This is a genomic window from Candidatus Flexifilum breve (assembly GCF_016713355.1).
Genome location: NZ_JADJPI010000035.1, coordinates 49890 through 68319, shown reverse-complemented (window position 1 = coordinate 68319; position 18430 = coordinate 49890). Strand labels below are relative to the sequence as shown.

General features: G+C 58.3%; 16 protein-coding genes. 9 read left to right on the top strand and 7 right to left on the bottom strand.

Annotated features, from left to right (window positions below; translation table 11 throughout):
* Window positions 1-362: 362 nt before the first annotated feature.
* From IPK17_RS23190 to IPK17_RS23150, 9 genes are all read left to right on the top strand, one after another.
* On the top strand, window positions 363-4355 hold the full coding sequence (locus IPK17_RS23190) for a PKD domain-containing protein (RefSeq protein ID WP_343420074.1): 3993 nt from the start codon (window positions 363-365) through the stop codon (window positions 4353-4355).
* Window positions 4250-5194: a TolB family protein gene (locus IPK17_RS23185; RefSeq protein WP_343420073.1), complete on the top strand. Its 945-nt coding sequence runs from the start codon at window positions 4250-4252 to the stop codon at window positions 5192-5194. Before IPK17_RS23190 ends, IPK17_RS23185 begins: the two co-directional genes overlap by 106 nt.
* A gap of 182 nt (window positions 5195-5376) precedes the next feature.
* Window positions 5377-6144, top strand: a complete 768-nt coding sequence (locus tag IPK17_RS23180) for an SDR family NAD(P)-dependent oxidoreductase (RefSeq protein ID WP_343420072.1) — start codon at window positions 5377-5379, stop codon at window positions 6142-6144.
* A gap of 318 nt (window positions 6145-6462) precedes the next feature.
* On the top strand, window positions 6463-8067 hold the full coding sequence (locus tag IPK17_RS23175; protein WP_343420071.1) for a peptide ABC transporter substrate-binding protein: 1605 nt from the start codon (window positions 6463-6465) through the stop codon (window positions 8065-8067).
* Window positions 8068-8139: 72 nt separating this feature from the next.
* On the top strand, window positions 8140-9078 hold the full coding sequence (locus tag IPK17_RS23170) for an ABC transporter permease (RefSeq protein WP_343420070.1): 939 nt from the start codon (window positions 8140-8142) through the stop codon (window positions 9076-9078).
* Between the two features lie 3 nt (window positions 9079-9081).
* Window positions 9082-9978, top strand: coding sequence for an ABC transporter permease (locus IPK17_RS23165; protein WP_343420069.1), 897 nt, complete (start codon window positions 9082-9084; stop codon window positions 9976-9978).
* A gap of 13 nt (window positions 9979-9991) precedes the next feature.
* Entirely contained in the window at window positions 9992-10834 is an 843-nt protein-coding gene (locus IPK17_RS23160; protein ID WP_343420068.1) for an alpha/beta fold hydrolase, read from the top strand.
* Window positions 10835-11049: 215 nt separating this feature from the next.
* The gene (locus tag IPK17_RS23155; protein ID WP_343420067.1) at window positions 11050-11265 is read left to right on the top strand and encodes a DUF1059 domain-containing protein; all 216 of its coding nucleotides are present in this window, start codon (window positions 11050-11052) and stop codon (window positions 11263-11265) included.
* Window positions 11266-11544: 279 nt separating this feature from the next.
* Complete coding sequence (locus IPK17_RS23150) at window positions 11545-11802, top strand: hypothetical protein (protein WP_343420066.1); 258 nt, start codon at window positions 11545-11547, stop codon at window positions 11800-11802.
* 4 nt (window positions 11803-11806) lie between these two features.
* On the opposite strand, the gene IPK17_RS23145 is transcribed toward IPK17_RS23150, so the two are convergent.
* From IPK17_RS23145 to IPK17_RS23115, 7 genes are all read right to left on the bottom strand, one after another.
* Window positions 11807-12319 carry a ParB N-terminal domain-containing protein gene (locus IPK17_RS23145; RefSeq protein WP_343420065.1) on the bottom strand — a complete coding sequence of 171 codons (513 nt, stop codon included), beginning with the start codon at window positions 12317-12319 and terminating at the stop codon, window positions 11807-11809.
* Window positions 12320-12619: 300 nt separating this feature from the next.
* Complete coding sequence (locus IPK17_RS23140) at window positions 12620-12811, bottom strand: hypothetical protein (RefSeq protein ID WP_343420064.1); 192 nt, start codon at window positions 12809-12811, stop codon at window positions 12620-12622.
* 150 nt (window positions 12812-12961) lie between these two features.
* Window positions 12962-15205: a glycoside hydrolase family 31 protein gene (locus IPK17_RS23135; protein ID WP_343420063.1), complete on the bottom strand. Its 2244-nt coding sequence runs from the start codon at window positions 15203-15205 to the stop codon at window positions 12962-12964.
* A gap of 149 nt (window positions 15206-15354) precedes the next feature.
* A complete protein-coding gene (locus IPK17_RS23130) occupies window positions 15355-16089 on the bottom strand; it encodes an extracellular solute-binding protein (RefSeq protein WP_343420062.1) in 735 nt (244 codons plus the stop codon).
* Window positions 15983-16576 carry an extracellular solute-binding protein gene (locus IPK17_RS23125; protein WP_343420061.1) on the bottom strand — a complete coding sequence of 198 codons (594 nt, stop codon included), beginning with the start codon at window positions 16574-16576 and terminating at the stop codon, window positions 15983-15985. The genes IPK17_RS23130 and IPK17_RS23125 overlap by 107 nt, the downstream gene beginning before the upstream one ends.
* Before the next feature lie 56 nt (window positions 16577-16632).
* A complete protein-coding gene (locus IPK17_RS23120) occupies window positions 16633-17421 on the bottom strand; it encodes a carbohydrate ABC transporter permease (RefSeq protein WP_502749402.1) in 789 nt (262 codons plus the stop codon).
* A gap of 85 nt (window positions 17422-17506) precedes the next feature.
* On the bottom strand, window positions 17507-18400 hold the full coding sequence (locus tag IPK17_RS23115; RefSeq protein ID WP_343421498.1) for a carbohydrate ABC transporter permease: 894 nt from the start codon (window positions 18398-18400) through the stop codon (window positions 17507-17509).
* Window positions 18401-18430 lie beyond the last annotated feature (30 nt).

Sequence of the window (18430 nt, the reverse complement as noted above, 5' to 3'; positions counted from 1 at the left end):
TTGGTCTGCCGCGAATTGACAACTGGCGCGTCGAGATCGACGTCGACAACACATCAGTCAGCCCGTTGTATATACCAGCATCGTCACGCTGCGACGATACCGAACAGTACACGGTGCAGAACTGGCCAGCGCTCACCTGTAACAGCATAACAGGTAGCCGCAGCCCGACTCCAGTTTCAACGGATAACGCAACTCGTGCTTTCACTTATACGGTGGCACTCGGAGGTTTAGCCGGTCGAACCAACGTCTCATACAATTGGACTGTTGACGCGAATGACGGTGTGATTGAGACAAACGGTGGGAATTCAGTTCGTGTCAGATGGGCACCCGGTGCGCTGGACGTTGGCGACGAGACACTCGGTGTGACTGTCACAGTCAACAATCCAGATGGCTCGACTTCAAGCTGTAGCATTTCGGCTACGAACATCAATGTCAGCTTACCGTCATTGACCTGTAACGTACCGATTGGTGATATCAACCCAACCGTTGGAGAAACCACGAGCTATACGCGCAGTGTTTTGAATTATTGGGGACGCAGTATCTCTGCTTTTAGCTGGGTGGTAACACCAGTGGGGACTGCTCTACCACTCACATACATTGCGAACAGTCATCCGCTATCGCTGACGTTCAACGAGCCCAACGCGTCTTACAACCTCGTCTACAATCTATCGGTCGCGGCGTCAACAGTAATCAACCCGGATACGGGCACGGCGTATGCAGGCACTTTACCCGCTGCAAGTTGTACCTCACCGGCGCTTAACGTCGGGACATACGCACAAACGGTTACATTCCAGTGCGAGAGCGGCATCAATGGTAATCTTTCGCCCAGTGCTGGCTCGCCTACGACCTACACCTACGATATCCTGATCGACAACACAAACGCCCTTTACCTGCATTTCGTGTGGACGTTGACAGCTTCGAATGGGGCAACATATACGCTCTATGATATCGATGGTTTTAATCCACCGCAGACTATCTTCGATGGTACGGTGAATTCACGGGCATTCACTCTAGCGGAACTGGCACCCCTTGGTGTTGACAACTACACGTTATCAGTGTTTGTTGAACAACATGGTCAAACCACCACCAATTACACTTGTACGCGTTCGGTCGCGCTTTCCGCGGGTGTCCTGGACGCCCAATTTACCTACACAGCGGGTGGCTGGACGAACAACGCTATGCCGGTTGGTCAGCCGATCTGCTTTACCGACACAACAACTTGGACGCCCGCAAAACCAAGTTACGCGACCACGACTTGGTCGATTAGCGGAAATCCCGCCAGCAATAGTCTAGGTTCGAACGTGTTTGACGGCACAAGTCAATGTGTAAGTTTCAACACGCCTGGAACCTATACAATTACGCTCAACCAAGATGTTCAGGGGCGACGTAGTGACAGCTATACTGTCACCTACACGGTTTACGGCCTGCAAAACATTGTGGCCAATCGCACCGGGTCCTTGTTCGGTAACACGCTCCAGTCATTCACGGCCGTAGGCACCAACCTTACGGGAGCCTACAATTGGACGTTCTTCAACTCCACAACGTCAACAACTCTCACGCGTAACAACCAACAGAACCCCTCGCTCACCCTGGCTCCCGGTGTCTGGACAGCGACCGTTGTTGGATCCGGGCCACTGGGGAATACGCAAGCTCAACTCAATTTCACGTTGGAACAGCCCGGCGGTTTGATCGCGCGCTTCAATGCCTCGCAGTACACCGGCGTTGCTCCCATGTATGTCTGCTTTACCGACACGAGTGTGAGCAGCGGCCCCAGTATTGCGCGGTGGGAATGGGATCTCGACGGCGATGGTATATTTGAAATTGACTCGCCAACACAGGTAAATCCCTGCTATACGTACTCAACACCTGGTGTGAGCACCACGGTTAGTCTACGAGTGACAAATGCGGCCACCAACAACCCGCTCATTCGCACAGCAACTAACACGATTCGCACCTACACGTTTGGCGAAAGTCAGAATACCTTCAGCATCGCGCCTCAGGGCAATGGGCAGTATTGCTTCACGGCGATTCTCGCGCCCGGCGTCATGGTTGTGAGCTGGGACTTCGGTGATGGTTCGCCGGTAGTTGTCACCAATCAGACCACAATCTGCCATACATACTCGGCATCAGGCACCTACTTCGTCAAGATGGGTATTGATGTGCCGGGTGTAATTGAACGGCCGCTCACTGTGCCGCCCAACTCGGGTTCAGCCCCAATTCTGTCGGTTAGTCACGTCTGCACGAACAGTACGCCGGTCTTCACGGTGACAAATACCGGCGGCGCGATGACCACGACCGATATCGTCCAGTACTATGATGCTGCTACCAATACACTGTTTGCAACGGAGTCTTTCCAACTCGCTGCCGGTGCAAGTCGCAATTTCTCACCGCCTTCCGGAACCTACGTTCGCTTCCAGACCGTTGACACGGGTCTGGTTGACACAGCTGAATGTGTCAATCTCGACGTTGCCGCGACATGTGGTGCCAACTCCTTACCGGTTTTCACCGTGACCAATGTTTCCACTACAAACATGTCGCAGTCCCAGGCATGGGAAATCCGTAATGTGGCCAACGTACTCGTAGCCAGCGGCACGTTCCAGTTGAACGGCTCTAATGCGAGCACAAATATCGTCGTGCCCGATGGTAGCGACCCGTATGACACCTACACTTTCACCAGCACTGGTGTTTACGAGAACCTGTCGCTCGCACATAACTGTGCGACAACGCCGGTACTGGTTGTCAGCAGCGTGTGCAGTTCGCCGCTCAGCTTCACTGTCACGAACACAGGTGGTGCAATGGTTGTTTCGCAGCCATACACCATTACGCAGGGTGGTACAACCGTCGCCTCGGGTAACCTCAGTATTCCGGCCAGCGGGAACGCGGTTATCCCCTTACCCACGAATCTTGATCCCTACCTGCCCTATGTCTTCAGCAGCAGTGGGTTCGTCACTGTGGCGGACTATACCCAGTCTTGCGCGCGTCCGGCCTTGACGGTAACGAGCGTTTGCGGCAGCCCGATTGCCTTCGCCGTGACCAATACCGGTGCAGACATGTTGCTGCCGCAGCCCTATACCGTTACACAGGGTGCCACCGTAGTCGCCAGCGGAACGCTGTCAATATCCGCAGGTGGAACCGACACCATCATGCTACCTGCAAATGTTGATCCTTATGCGGCTTACACTTTTAGCAGCAGCGGTGCCTTCGTCACAGTCAGCAACTACACACACGACTGCGGCAACCCAACCATCACTGTGACCAGCGTCTGCGGTGACCCCATTGTCTTCACGGTCACGAACAACGGCGCGGATATGCTCATCCCGCAGCCCTACACCGTCGTGAGCGGCGGCAGCACAGTCGCGAGTGGCAATCTGAACCTTGTCGCCGGAGCCAGTACCACGGTGACGCTCACCGCGGGCATCGACCCCCACGCGGCATATCTCTTTAGCAATAGCGCTGGTTTCGTGCCGATTAACTACACGCACGACTGCCCGAACCCGGTGCTCGTCGTCACCAGCACCTGCTCCAACCCGATCGCCTTCACAGTAACGAACACTGGCGCGCCGATGATCTTCTCGCAGCCCTATACGGTCTCGGGTGGAGGGAGCACGGTGGCCAGCGGCACGCTGATCCTGACCACGGGCGCGTCGATGGTCGTCACGCTGTCCGGTCAGAACCCCTATCTCCCCTACACCTTCACCAGCAGTGGGTTCGCGGGCAGCTACGGTATGACTCAGGACTGCACGGATCCGGTCTTTGAGGTGACTGGTGTCTGCGCCAACCTGGCCTCGATGACGGTGACCAACGTCGGCGGTTCGATGCTCGCCTCGCACAGCTTCACACTGACGGCGCTCGGCACCGGTGCCGACATCACGCCGCCCAGCCCGAACTTCCAGCTCGCTAACGGCCAGCAGTTCACTATCAGTGGCATCACCATAGCGGATGCGCGTGGCGGGGTAAAGTTCGACACGACCAGCTTCGGCATCGCCAAGTCGTTCACGCTCAACTGTGCCCAGGCGACCGCGTTCGCTGAATCAGCCGAATTCGAACCGCTGAGCCTCGAACAGACCACCTTGTTGGCCGACGTCCCGGCCTGCGGCTACTCCTGCCCCACCTTCCGTGTCTACCACACGGACGAAACGGGCGACTGGGAAATCTTCCGCTTGGACGGTGCCGATAAGGAAACACAGACGACGTTCCGCCGCAACCTGAGCTATGGTGAAGGGCCGGAAGTCAGCGATGTCTCCCGAGCTTGTCGCCTAACTCTGAGTGGATCGCCTTCAGTAGCAATCGTGACGGCAACCGGGAAATCTATGTCGCCTCGACCAGCGGCGATCCCGACAGCGTCCAGCGCGTGACGAGCAACAACTTTGCGCTCGATACCCATCCGGTTTGGGGACCTGGCAACTTCGTGGTCTTCGAAACGACTCGTACCGGCAGTTGGGATCTCTACATGATCGACATGAGCACGGGCCGTGTCTTCCCGATGCTTGCGCCGACGCTCGAAAGCAATGAAACCAACGCCTCGTGGTCAGCCGATGGCAGCCGCATCGTCTTCCAGAGTGACCGTGCGGACGAAAACGGCGTGCGCCAGATGCAGATCTACGAATACGTAATGGCGACGGGTGAAATCAACCGCCTCAGCGATGGCACCACCACGGATGTCGACCCGCAGTTCGGCAACTCCAGCACGCAGATCGTCTTCCGTCGCTACACCGCGACGAGCGGTGGTAACAGCACGCTGTGGGTGATGGACGCGGACGGTTCCAACGCCCGCCAGATCAGCGACGAAGCCGGTGACGCGACGAACGCCGCGTGGTCGCCGTCCGACCGCTACATCGCGTACCAGTCGGATCTCGATGGTGACCTTGACATCTACACCTACGAACTCGCGACCGGGCTGACGCGCCAGATCAGCGACAACAGCATTGCCGACTATGCTCCGGCGTGGACGTGCGACGAGCTGCGCGTATTCTTCAGCACCGACGTGACCGGTCAGCCTGACCTGTTCGAAGCGGAAGTCCAGCCGATCACCGATGGCCCCGTGGACCTCGAACTCGATGCCGAACGCCTGACGTTCGAACTTTCGGACGACATTTATCCGGAACAGGTGCCGAGCAACGAAGTCGCCAGCCGCGAAGGTCAGACGGTCACGGCCCCTTCGGCCAGCAGACGGTCTACCTGCGCCCGGACATGACGGTTACCGAAGTGGATATCTCCATTGACGAAGTGCAGCGTGAGGATTGGCGCGACCCGGGTGTGTGCCCGGCCCCGTAGCCCCTTCGCCTGCCCCAGTTTGACTCGAAGCCGTTCTCCCCGGAGAGCGGCTTCTCTGTTATAAACGCCTGGTTGATCGCGGCGACACACGGAGTTGGAAACATGGATGCTTTGCTGGATTTTACGGGCAAAACCGTGCTGGTAACGGGCGCATCGCGCGGGATTGGTCGCGCGGTTGCTCTCGCTTTCGCTGCGCGTGGCGCGCGGGTCGCCCTTAACTACCGTGGCAATCTTGCCACCGCTGAAGAGACTGCTGCCGCGCTCGCAGGCACGGGGCATCTGCTCATTCCAGCTGATGTCGCTGATCCCGCGGCGGTCACGCGCATGCTCGACTCGACCATCGAGCAGTTCGGTCGGCTCGATATCCTCGTCAATAATGCTGGTATCTACGAAGATCATCCCTTGGAGAGCAGCACCTACGAAACCTGGCTCGATGCATGGCGGCGTACGATCGATACCAACCTCATCGGCGCGGCGAACACCATGTACTGTGCCGGGCAGTATATGCTCCGGCAAGGTGGCGGACGCATCATCAACATTTCGTCGCGTGGCGCCTATCGCGGTGAGCCGGCTGCGCCCGCCTACGGCGCGAGCAAAGCCGGCATGAACGCCATGAGTCAGTCGCTGGCCAAAGCTCTTGCCCCCTACAACATCTTCGTATTTACCGTCGCGCCCGGGTGGGTTGACACCGACATGGCTGAAAGCTATCTTGAGGGACAAAAAGGAGATCTCGTGCGCCAGCAGAGCCCTCTGAATCGCGTCGCCACCGCCGACGAGATCGCGTACACGGTGGTCTTTCTGGCTTCCAGTGGCACGGACTATCTCACAGGCAGCGTGATCGATATGAATGGTGCGTCCCATCTGCGCTGACTCAGCCGCTTAGTGCAGGCCACGTGGACATATTGACAAATAGTCTCAGCTTCGTTATGTTGGTAGTCAGCGTGAAAGTTAAGGATCTTAGCCATGCGCCGCTTCCAGATACCATCCTGTTGTCTCATGTGTTCAAGTTTTCCGCGCGTGTCTGGGCTGTAGCCGGATTGCTCGTATGATCCCTCTGCTGTGTTGAAGCTGCGCCCCGGACTGATCGGGGCGTTTTTGTTCGTGTGTTCGACGCGTCCCAGTTCTCGGCAGCGCGTTCGTCAAACATCAGCTTTCGCGTTTTTCGTTACATTCATACAAGGAAGAAAGATGAAGACTAGATCCACTGCGCTCCTGTTCCTCATGTCGGTTCTTCTCGTCCTGTCTACCGCCCTTGCCCCTGTGTCCGCGCAAAGTGATACGCTGCGCTGGTCCCTCGAAGGCATCAACGATCTCGTCTCGCTGGATCCGGCCAAAGCCAGCGACTCGCAGGGTTTCACCGTGATCGGGCTGCTCTACGGCGGCCTCGTCCGTCTCGATGGCGATCTGCACGTCATTCCGGATGTGGCCGAAAGCTGGACAACGTCGGATGACGGCCTGACCTACACCTTCACTCTGCGCGAAGGCGCGGCGTTCTCGGACGGCACGCCCATCACCGCGGATGATGTCGTCTGGTCGCTTACCCACGCCCTCGACCCCAACACGGGCGGTTGGACTGGCCCCTTCTACCTCTCGAACATCGTCGGCGCGAACGCTGTCGCTGATGGTTCCGCGACCGAGCTGTCCGGTGCGGTCGCCGTTGACGCGCGCACCGTTCAGATCTCCATCAATCAACCCTCGGCCTACTTCCTCAGCCAGTTGACCTTTGGCTCGGCTAAGATCGTCTCCAAGGCGCAGGCTGAAGCTGACCCGACCGGTTGGGAGAATGCCCCGGTGACCAGCGGTGCGTATCAGGTACAGGAATGGAATCGCGGCCAAAACATCGTCCTCGCCCCGAACCCGAATTACTGGCAGGCGCCCAGCGTTTCGATCACCCTGTCGTTCAACCCGGATAGCGAAACCGCCTACCAGCTTTATCGCACGGGCGAACTTGACATCGTTGGCAGCCAGCAGAATGGCATCCCCCCGACGCACGTCGCCGAAGTCCAGTCGCTGCCGGACTTCCAGAGCACGTCACTGTTTGCCGTCCGCTACATCGGCTTCAACAACATGATTGCGCCCTTCAACGATGTGAACGTGCGCCGCGCCTTTGCCCTCGCCATCGATAAGGCGACGCTGGCGAACAACGTGCTGCAAGGCACGGTCGTCCCAACCGACCGCATTCTCCCGCTCGGCATTCCCGCCTCGGAACTCCCGATTGAGGGTCTGAGCTTCGACCCGGCGGCGGCGCAGGCCGCATTGGCTGAAGCGGGCGTCACCCCCGAATCGATTGGTCCCGTCACGCTCACCTATGGCGTGGAAGGCGACAACGAACGTGTGGTCACCGTGCTGCAGGCGATGTGGCAGGAGAACCTCGGCATCAGCGTCACGCTCGAACCGCTGGAACTCACGACCTTCAGCTCGCGCCTCAATGACACCTACCAGACGCCGGAGTCCGGCCTGCAGATGTACTACAGCGTGTGGGGTGCCGACTATCCCGATCCGCAGAATTTCATTTCGCAGCAGTTGCGCACCGATGTTGGCAACAACAACGGCCACTATTCGAATGCCGAATTCGACGCCCTCGTTGATCAGGCGGACGTGCTGGTTGGCGATGTCGATGCCCGCCTCGCGCTCTACAATCACGCGGAACAAATCGCGGTGAGCGAAGTCGGTTGGCTGCCGCTCTACAACCCAAGCCTCAACATTCTCGTCAATCCGCGCGTGCAGGGGATCGTCTTCAATGGTCAGGGTCTGATCATTCCTGACTTCTCTGCGCTCTCCATCGGCTCGTAATCGAACTCGTGTCGCTGACCGGGACTGTTCCAGTCTCCGGTCAGCGGCCTCGATCACCGCTGACGCCCAGCTATGTTCAAACTCATCCTCAAACGGCTGTTGACCCTGCCCTTCGTGATCGTGAGCATCACTTTCATCACGTTTGCGGTTGGCTACGCCGCGCCCGGTGATCCCGTGCTCGCCATGCTCGGCGGACGCACCGACCCGCAGGCGGCTGACCGTCTGCGCCACGCCTACGGGCTGGACTTGCCGTGGCAGGAACAGTACCTCAACTACCTGACGGGTTTGCTGCAAGGCGATCTCGGCTTGTCCTTCCGCTATCAGGGACGCCCCGTCAACGACATCCTCGGCGACGGCATCTCCGTCTCGATCACGCTCGGCTGCGCGGCGCTACTCCTAAGTCTGGCTGTCGGCATCCCCATCGGACTATGGGCGGCATTTCACCAGAACTCACTGGGTGATCGCGCCAGCATGGCGCTCATGCTCATGCTGTTCTCCATCCCCAGCTTTGTGCTCATCGCCGTCCTGCGTTGGATCAACTACCAACTCTATCTGCGCGGATTGCCTTCGCTTCCGGTTGCGGGTTGGGGTCGTCCGGAACACTGGGTCATGCCGACTCTCGTCCTCGCCTCCGCGAGCATGGGCTATATTGCCCGGTTGACGCGCATCTCCATGCTGGAAGTCCTTAAGCAGGATTACGTGCGCACCGCCAACGCCAAAGGGTTGCTGCCGCGTCGCATCAACTGGGTGCACGCCTTCCGCAACGCTGCCCTGCCCATCATCACTGTGATCGGCCCGTCAATTGCCTTTCTCGTGACAGGCGCTTTCGTTGTGGAAAGCCTATTTTCCATTCCCGGCATTGGCCACCTGTCGGTGCAAGCCATCCAGCAGCGCGACTACCCCGTGATTCAGAGCTCCACGGTAATCCTCGCGCTGGCGGTCTTGTTCATGAACCTCGTCACGGACCTGCTCTATTCCTTGATCGATCCGCGCGTGCAGGTAGAAGGTTAGCCGATGGTCGCAGCCGCTGTCCACATCGAAACCCGCCCGACTCCGCGCTTTTTCCGCCGCCTTTTCCAGAATCGTCTCACGCTGCTGAGTGCGCTCCTGTTTCTCGCGCTGGTACTCATCGCTGTCCTCGGGCCTGTGCTCTATCCGCAGAATCCCACACGTCCAGACTACGCCGCCATCAATGCCTTTCCCAGTGCTGAACACCTGCTCGGCACGGATAACCTCGGGCGTGATACGCTTGCCCGCCTCATGATCGGCTTGCGCATTTCACTGATCGTGGCCGCTTACGTGGAAGCCCTCAACATCGTCCTGGGTGCGACACTCGGTCTGCTGGCTGGTTTTTACGGCGGGCTGTTCGATGTTATCGTCACCCGTATCGCTGACATGTTGTTCGCGTTTCCCGGCCTCCTGCTCGCCATTCTTGTCGCCGCCATCTTCGGTCCCGCCGTCACCGAACAGTTCGGTGGTATTGGGCGCTTGCTGCTCGTCGCTGGTTCGCTCAGTTTGGTCAGTTGGCCGCTCATGGCGCGCCTCGTCCGCAGTCAGGTGCTCGTACTGCGTGAGCAGGAATTCGTAACAGCCGCCCGTTCGCTCGGCGCGAATCGCCAGTGGATCATTTTGCGTCATCTCGTTCCAAACACGGCGAGCTTAGTGGTTGTCGCCAGCACCCTAGACATCGCCAGCGTCGTCGTCAACGAAGCTGTGCTCAGCTTGCTCGGCCTCGGCATTCAACCCCCCGACCCGAGCATCGGCAAAATGATCACCGAAGCCATGCCCTTCCTCGAAGCCAATGCCTGGCAGGTCTTCTTTCCCAGCGCCGCGCTCATGTTGATCGTTCTCACCGTCTCATTCCTCGGCGACGGTCTCCGCGACGCCTCTGACCCTAGCAGCTTGACCTAGAAAGCCCATTTCAATGCATACTGAACGTTTTATCCGTGTGGGAGATCTGAATTTCTACGTGCAATCATGGGGCGACGCCGGACGCCCTCCGTTATTTCTCGTCCACGGACTAGCCTCAACCAGCCATATGTTCGACCTGATTGCTGAGCCGCTCGCCGCACACTACAGCGTTTACGCCTACGATCAGCGCGGCCACGGCCAGTCGGACAAACCGTCCGACGGTTACGAGTTCGAGCCTATCGCGCGTGACCTTGACCTGCTGGCCGACGCCCTCGGTTATGTTGACCAACCGCTCACCGTCATCGGCCACTCGTGGGGGGCATATACGGCGCTCTACTACGCCGCCACCCGACCTGACCGCACGGCCAAAGCCGTCCTGCTCGACGGTGGTATTCGTCCCCTGCGCGACCTCTTCCCGACCTGGGCGGAAGGCGAAATTGGCCTCGCTCCCCCGCCCTACGTTGACATGACGGTCGACGATATCAAGCAGTTCATCCGCAAGTGGCAGGCCGCAGGTTATCGTCCGGAAACAGAACCGCTTGCCCTCACCGTCTTCGACTTGAGCGATCCGCATAACGTCCACGCGCATCTGAGTCGCGCCAACAACATGCTGATCGCTCGCGCTCTCTGGGAGTTCGAGCCGACCAACTATTACGCGCGTACCCGCTGCCCGCTCCTCATTGTCAACGCCGTTGATCCGGGCAAATCGATCAGTCCGGAGATGCGGACTTACGCGCTCCAAGCCGAAACCCTTGCGCCGAGCGCGCGCGTGCACTGGATGATCGATACCATTCACGACATTCCGTGGCATCGCCCGCACGCGCTCACCGCCGTCCTCGCAGATTTCCTCGACTAGCGTCTCATCGGGGCGTCCGCGCTGGCCGCCCGGTTCTCGGCTTCTGGCTGCGTCCGTTTGGCGCAGGCTAACAGATCCATGAATTTCCGGTATGTACGCATACATCTTGCAAAAACCTCGCTATACTATAAATACATGTATTGGAGTTAATGATTTTGCAGGATCTTTACAAGTAATTTAATTGGCGTTCTGATCGTCATCCCACTGGAGGAAGCATGGCTGTAGCCTACAAATGCGGAGATTTACCGGGAATGGCACCGTGCCCGGCGGAGTTCACGACCGATACCGAAGCTGAACTTTGGGAGCATATCGCCGTGCACGCGCGGCGCGCGCACAACATCGACTCATCGTCCATGCCTCCCGAAATCAAAAACAAAATCAGCAGCTTGTTCCGTCGCCTTTCGGAACCAGCGAGTGACCCATCGTCTTAGGCATACACGGTTTCCGCTGCCGGGGCGCACGGTCATGTGCTCCGGCTCCGTCTGATGAATTTTACCCGTGCGCCGACTCGCGTCTGCCTCTCCCCGCCCCATGGTCGCGGCTGATTGCCATCGAACCGACCAACAAGCCTAGACCGCGCCAACCGAGCCTCAGCGGTAAATTCTTCCTATTCGTCACTATTTTTTCGTGAGCTATAATCTTACATTGACGCTTGATTCACTGTAACCTTTTGGGAGAGACGTATGCCACTACCCTATCGACGAGCGACTATGAACCGCACGAGTGGACATTCGAGCGCACATCAATCTGCCCCAGATGCCGTTTGGGAACAGATCCTCCCGGCTGTCCCGGATCGCATCAACGATCTCGGCGCTGGCATCTATGAAGCCCTCTGGTGGCGCCCTTATCCAGTGATGGATATTGAGATTCTCAAGCGCGATGAGTGTGTCGAGCTGCTCGGTCCAGCCTTCGAGCCGGAACAGCTGCCCGGTGGTCTTGGCGTTCAGTTTCGCCTACGCGGCCAGTAGCCTGTCACTCATCCCAGCCGGTGGCCTCTCTATCGAGATCGCTAAGCGTACTGTCAGGATTCAGGCACACCGGCGTAGTCCACTCAATCACGCGCGCCTCAATGGACTGTGACTGTAGTCGATGAGCCACGGACACGCGGTGATTACCATCTACCACAAAATACGAATCGCAGATTTTGTACACCTCAATTGGCTCTAACCCTTCAACTGTTGTCGCCAGCTCATACACCTTGCTCCAGCGGTCGCGCATGTCCTCGCGCTTCGGCAGGAACGACCGCGAAAATTCGGTCGCTCGTCCCACGCTCCCGATGATGTGACTCAGCGGCACTTCTCGCAGCCCCACCGACTGTTGTTCGCGCAAATGCAGCCGTTCTCGCACCTGTTCAAAGTCGAGCAATTGGGTTGGCTTGCCCAGCAGCCGCTGCCGCAGCATGTCCCAGAACACGTGGCGCAGCGCATCCTGAAATTCTGCGACGGCCTCTTGATGGTTTGTGGCTGCCTTAATCGTCAGCATCATCGCCTCCTCGTGACTCAACAAGTCACTCCTCGGTTACTATGGCGTGCCGCTGGTTCAAGTGAATTGGAGGGATGCAGAAGTGAGTGTTTCGGTGGTCAGGCACAGTTTGCAGGATAGATCACTTGAATGAGCCTGTCATTCAACTTTTGGCGGAGATCCACCTGGACAAATGTCCAGCCACCCGTATGCTGCGCGGCATACCTCCGTCGCGTGACGAAGGGTCAGCATGGTTGCGCCGCGCTTCCGCGGCTCGCAGTCAGCCTCAGGTTTTCGATCAGTTGTGAGCTGCCGCTTCTCAGTCTAGTGCTTCGACTGCAGCCCTCGAACCTGTGCGAGCAGACAAATCGCTTCTTTGCTCAGTTCAAGCGCAAGGTCTTGCTCTTCAACTGGTGTCCGTCCCTCTCCATTGAGGAGAGTCGCCGCTGTCTTGAGCAAACTCTCGGCGCGCAGACGCAGCAGTCTGGCCGTACATCCCGGGTCGTGTGCTGGCATGGTATTCCCTGTAAACTGCATCATTTTCAGAATCCTATAATGACACGATGAGTACAGCTTCACAGTATTCCAAGCCGCTGAACAACCCGCATACCAGTAAGCCCCCTATGACCTTGTTAGTACCAAGGTCATAGGTGACCCGGTGTCCATCTACTCAAATCTGAGTTCGGTGTTGCCGTCTGCCGACAGTGGAACGGCCTCGCCTAACTGGCCGCTCTCTCCCAAGAGCACCGGAATTCGCGTCCCGACGCGCGCAAACACCGGGATCCGATCCAGCGGTACATCAACCATCGTTGTCTGCTCGCCGTGGTACGCTGTCCCTGTCCAGAGGTCCCGCCACTCGCCTTCGGGCAGGTAAATTGATACCTGTGTCGTGTCGGGCTCAGTGACCGGATACACTAACAAATCGCGCCCAAAGAAATAGGCGTACGGCGACGCCTTCGGCTCGCTGAGCTGCGCCGCGCGCATCATCGGCTCACCCGTTTCGGCGCTGTGCTGCGCCTCCCGCCAGATGTACGGCATCAGGTTATGCCGCACATTTGTGAAGAAGCGGAATGTCGGGATCACCCGTTCGTCGCCCGTCCGCGCCTGCATATTCCACGGCGTGCGGTCATTTGACGGCGTGCGCTGTGCATTGTATTCCGCGTGATATTGGAAGATCGGGCAGAACGCCGCCATCGCCGTCGACCGCAGATACAGTTCCGCTGACGGAATTTCGCCGCTGAACCCGCCGATGTCCCAGCCCCAGAACGAAATGCCTGAAATCCCCGCCGATAAACCCCCGAGAATCGAATGGCGGTAGGCGTCCCATGTCGAATTTTCATCCCCCGCCCAATGCGCGGGTGAGGTCTGTGACCCGGTGAACCCAGCGCGGCTGAACATCACGCTTTCGCGGCGCGCCGTGGCGTAATCGTAGTACGCCTGCGTATACAGTCGCGGATACTCGTTCCATACGTCGACACCTGTCCGACCGTCGCCGAACACCGCCTTTGTGCTCCACAGATGTTCGCCACCATCCGTCTTGAAGCCATCCACACCCAATTCTTCGATCAGGTACGCCCGCTTCCCCAACCACCACTCCACTGCATCGGGATTGGTCACATCCCACAACCATCCACCCCGGAACCAGAATGGGCGAATCGCATGCAGTGAGCCATCGGGTTCGCGCACGCCATACTGCTGTTCCGCAAAATAGGCGCGGTCGGCATCGTGCTGCGCGTGCGCCCCATCAATTTTCTTCATCGCTGGGATCTGCCACAAAATCAGCTTGATATTTTGCGCGTGCAGCGCATCGGTCATCGCCTTCGGGTTCGGCCATTTGCCTTGTGCCGGAAAAGTGAAATCGGCGTAATGCAACCGCTGATCACCCGGTTTTGCCGCATACTGCGCATCATTCCAGATGTAAAACGTCGTCTCGTCGCTCCATGCCTCGATTACCAGCACCGATGGCGTGATTCCATGTTCAAACGTTGAGCGCACTTCCTTCTCGACGCGCGCCTGCGAATTCCACTCATTGGCGCTCATCCACAAGCCGAACGTCCACAACGGTGGCAGCGCTGGCCTGCCCGTTTTCATCGTAAATTGGCGAATAATCGCCAGCGGATCAGCCTCTTCAAACCAGTGCAGCTTCAACTGCTGATTCGCATCCAAATCCGCTTCCAGTACCCATTCATCGCTGCTGCTGGCGCACAGGTCAAACTGCATCCAGCGCGAGCTTTCCACCCACAACCCGAATCCCGCCGATGACAGCAGAAAGGGAATTGGCATATAGGCCCGTTTGCCCTGCGACTTGTACTGTTCGTACACTCGCACATCCAGCACTTCGCCGCGCTGATTCAGCGCATTGTAGCGCTCACCTAAACCATAAAATGCTTCGTCGGGACGCGCAGCGAATGTCAAGCGCACCCGTCGTGCTTGCTGACCATTGCTCAGCCATTCGATCTCTTTCGGCCCGCGACCAGCCGCAGCGGTGATGAGACTCGCATCTTTGTACTGCTCGCTGCCCGCCTGCCACGCTTCTCCGGTGATTGTATAGCTGTCATACGTAACGCCATCACCGTCCAGCGTGTAGGTCAGTGTCGCTCCCTGTGCCGGGACGGTGAGCTGCGCGCGCCACACATCCTGCTCAATCCGCACAATCCGTTCCAGAAACTCCGCGCCCACTCCATGTTCGCGTTCCTGCTGCCAGTTTGAGATCAGCTCCGCCTCGACGACTCGTGCTTCGCCGCCATCCACCGTGCTCACCACGCGCACCTGCCGCACCGCACCCGGCGGTCGGGTCACCATGCCGATGCTGAAAGGCTCTCCGGCCAACGGTTGGCGCGGTGTGCGCTCCTCGGGAAGCTGTTCATACGGGTGTTCCTGCCCGAACGGGCTGTGAATGACCTGAATCATCGAGTTATTTTCCTTTTGCGGGGAATGTTTTGGCGCATTTTGGTTGATAGGCGGCTTCAGTTAGGTACTCAAGCCGCTTTTCGCCCCTCTCCCACGCAAGCGGGAGAGGGGTCGGGGGTGAGGGGTTGCCCCCTCAGACGAGTTCTACTTTATTCCGCGATCAACGCGTCGAGTTCCGTCTTCGCCTGATCCAACGCTTCCTGCGCCGTCAGTTCGCCATCGACCACGCGGGTGATCAGCGCATTGACCGCATCCTGCATTTCGTTCTGGCGGACGATCACGGGCGGAGTCACCGGACTTTCCAGTGAAGCGAACACGGCTTCGCGGTTTTCCGGCGGCGTCACGGCGAGGTAGTCCGCAAAGTAAGCGGGTTCGTCCAGTGCGGGCAGTTCCCACGACGACGCGACGCGCACATTCGCGGCCACTTCGCTGCTGGTCAGGAACTGCGCCCACGCCGCGGCGGCTTCCGCATTATCGGTCGTCGCGCTTACGCCGACGCCATTCGCGAAGAAGTGGCTCGCGTGCTGGTTGATCATCGGTTCGACTTCCACATCCCACGCGAACGGCGCTTCGGCAAACGCCGAGAACATCCAGATGCCCGTGACGATCATGCCAAGCTTGCCGCTGACGAACAGGTCCCCATCCGACACGCCGGAGAGTTCCGCCGAAGTCGGCATCAGGTCTTCGTCCATGAAGCTGGTCATCAGGTTGAGCGTATCGACGCAGGCCTGCGAATTGATCGTCGATTCCGTCATGTCTGCATTGAAGAATTCGCATTCACCGTTCTGGGCAGCCTTCTTGTAGAATTCCCAGAACTGCACGCCCGAATAAATGCCCCACGTGTCCGCGCCCAACCCACGGATCGCCGTCGCGGCTGCGCGCATCTTCCCACGTCCATTCATTGGTCGGATAGGCGACGCCCGCCTGATCGAACAGATCCTTGTTGAAGAACAGCAGCACGGTCGAGAAGGTTTCCGGCAGCGCCATCTGCACGCCCTCATACTGGAAGGCTTCCAGCGCCCGCGGGTAGAACGGGGCTTCGGCGTCGAGATAGCTGCTCAGGTCGAGGAGCGTGTCATTCGCCGCGTACGTGACGAAGTTTTCGTAGTTCAGCTCGAACACGTCAGGCGCATCGCCGCTGACCACATCAGCCTGCAGCAGCGTGAAGTAATCGGCGAACGGCGCAGTTTCGACTTCCACAGTGATGCCCGGATTGGCTTCTTCAAACGCGGCGATGATGGTGTCCAGATCTTCGAGATGATCCGGAGCGGCGGAGAACGTGAAATACCGGATGGTGGTGTCCTGCGCCAGCACCGGGACAATCCCGATCGCCAGCACCAGCAGACCGATCAAAAACAGTTTACGCAGCATAGCTTCTAAATCCCCTTTTGCTATATACACGCAACAATCGCTGTTGCGAATGCCACCTAACCTTTAATCCCGCTCGACACAATCCCTTGAATGAACCATTTCTGTGCGAACAGGTAGACGATGAGGATGGGCAGCACGGTGATCACCGCGCCCGCCATCACCAGATTCCACTCCGTCAGCGCGCGCGGGCCAGCTTGCAGCACACCCAGCGCGACGGGCAGCGTAATCACTTCTTCTTTGCGTGCCACGAACAGCGGGAACAAGTAGCTGTTCCACGACCCCATGAAGCTCAATACGACCAGCGTCGCAATTGCCGGTAAATTAAGTGGCAGCATAATCCGCCAGAAGATCGTGAACGGATTCGCGCCATCGACGAACGCCGCTTCTTCAAAATCCTTCGGCAGTCCGAGGAAGGATTGGCGCAGCAGAAATGTTCCAAAGGCATTGAACAGACTCGGCACGATCAGCGCGGCGTAGGTATTCACCCACCCCAACTGCCGGATCAAGATGAACTGCGGAATCACCATTACCACGGACGGCACCATCATGGTGGCGAGGTAGAGCATGAAGACGATGTTGCGCCCGCGCCATTGCAGCCGCGCGAATGCATAAGCGGCCATCGCCGAAATGATGATCTGCCCGACGGTGGTCGCAGCCGCTACAAATGCGCTGTTGAAGACCACCCGCGCAAGGTCGATCCGTTCCGCGAGTCCGGTATAACTCTCCAAGGTGATCGGTGAGGGGAACAGGCGCGGCGGCGTCTCTAGGATGTACTGCTGCGCTTTGAGCGACGTGCTCAGCATCCACGCGAACGGCGTAACCATCAGCAGCACCAATCCGACCATCACCGCATAGAGCAGCCCGCGGCGCAGCGAAATCCGCGCAACCGACTTGGGCTTCACGTTCGCATCCGCTGGGATGGGCAGCGCTTTACTCGGATTCATAGTACACCCACCGTTTTTGCAGTCGCAGTTGCACGAACGTGATCAGGAAAATCAGCGCGAACAGCACCCACGACATGGCCGACGCATACCCCATCCGGTTATAGCTGAACGCGTTCTTGACGACTTCTGTCACCAGCACTTCCACCTGTCGATCAGCCGCGCTGTCGCGCATCGGCATCAGCCACACCTGATCGAACACCTGAAACGAGTTGATGAGGAGGATAATCAGCACGAAAAACATGGTTGGCGTGAGCAGAGGCAGCGTGATCCGGAAGAACTGCTGCCGACCGTTCGCCCCATCGATGCGGGCGGCCTCGTACAGCGTGTCATTGATTGCCTGCAGGCCGCCAAGATACATCACGGCAATGTAGCCGAGGTCTTTCCACACACTCGTGATCACGATAGCGATTAGCGCCGAACTGGGATCAAACAACCACGCCGGAGCTTGCACACCCAAAGCTGCGAGTGCCGGATTGATAAGTCCATACTGCGGGTTAAAAATCCACTTCCAGATCAGCGACACAACCACCCACGACGCGACCACTGGCAAAAACGTGGCCGTGCGTACGACCAGCACGCCGCGCAGCTTCTGATTCAGCAGCACGGCCAGCCCCAGCGCAAGTACAAACACCGTCGGGATGTAGAAGGCGATGAACTGCAGCGTGTACCGCAGTGCACCCCAGAACGCGTCATCGGCGAACATCTCTTGAAAGTTCGCTAGACCAATCCATTCGGGTGGGGACAGCAGGTTCCAATCCTGAAACGCCAGCGTGAACGAAGTGAGAATCGGCAGCACAATGAAGATCGATAGTCCGATCAGGCTGGGCGCGAGAAAAAACGCCACCCATTTCCATTTATGCCAACCTGTCTGCCACGCCATCATACTTAATTCACCCAATGAAAAAACTCA

Excerpts from the sequence above, each read along its gene's own strand:
- IPK17_RS23180 (WP_343420072.1), top strand. The coding sequence starts at position 5,377 with ATGGATGCTTTGCTGGATTTTACGGGCAAAACCGTGCTGGTAACGGGC.
- IPK17_RS23175 (WP_343420071.1), top strand. The coding sequence starts at position 6,463 with ATGAAGACTAGATCCACTGCGCTCCTGTTCCTCATGTCGGTTCTTCTC.
- IPK17_RS23170 (WP_343420070.1), top strand. The coding sequence starts at position 8,140 with ATGTTCAAACTCATCCTCAAACGGCTGTTGACCCTGCCCTTCGTGATC.
- IPK17_RS23165 (WP_343420069.1), top strand. The coding sequence starts at position 9,082 with ATGGTCGCAGCCGCTGTCCACATCGAAACCCGCCCGACTCCGCGCTTT.
- IPK17_RS23160 (WP_343420068.1), top strand. The coding sequence starts at position 9,992 with ATGCATACTGAACGTTTTATCCGTGTGGGAGATCTGAATTTCTACGTG.
- IPK17_RS23155 (WP_343420067.1), top strand. The coding sequence starts at position 11,050 with ATGGCTGTAGCCTACAAATGCGGAGATTTACCGGGAATGGCACCGTGC.
- IPK17_RS23150 (WP_343420066.1), top strand. The coding sequence starts at position 11,545 with ATGAACCGCACGAGTGGACATTCGAGCGCACATCAATCTGCCCCAGAT.
- IPK17_RS23145 (WP_343420065.1), bottom strand. The coding sequence starts at position 12,319 with ATGATGCTGACGATTAAGGCAGCCACAAACCATCAAGAGGCCGTCGCA.
- IPK17_RS23140 (WP_343420064.1), bottom strand. The coding sequence starts at position 12,811 with ATGCCAGCACACGACCCGGGATGTACGGCCAGACTGCTGCGTCTGCGC.
- IPK17_RS23135 (WP_343420063.1), bottom strand. The coding sequence starts at position 15,205 with ATGATTCAGGTCATTCACAGCCCGTTCGGGCAGGAACACCCGTATGAA.
- IPK17_RS23130 (WP_343420062.1), bottom strand. The coding sequence starts at position 16,089 with ATGCGCGCAGCCGCGACGGCGATCCGTGGGTTGGGCGCGGACACGTGG.
- IPK17_RS23125 (WP_343420061.1), bottom strand. The coding sequence starts at position 16,576 with ATGCTGCGTAAACTGTTTTTGATCGGTCTGCTGGTGCTGGCGATCGGG.
- IPK17_RS23120 (WP_502749402.1), bottom strand. The coding sequence starts at position 17,421 with ATGGTCGGATTGGTGCTGCTGATGGTTACGCCGTTCGCGTGGATGCTG.
- IPK17_RS23115 (WP_343421498.1), bottom strand. The coding sequence starts at position 18,400 with ATGGCGTGGCAGACAGGTTGGCATAAATGGAAATGGGTGGCGTTTTTT.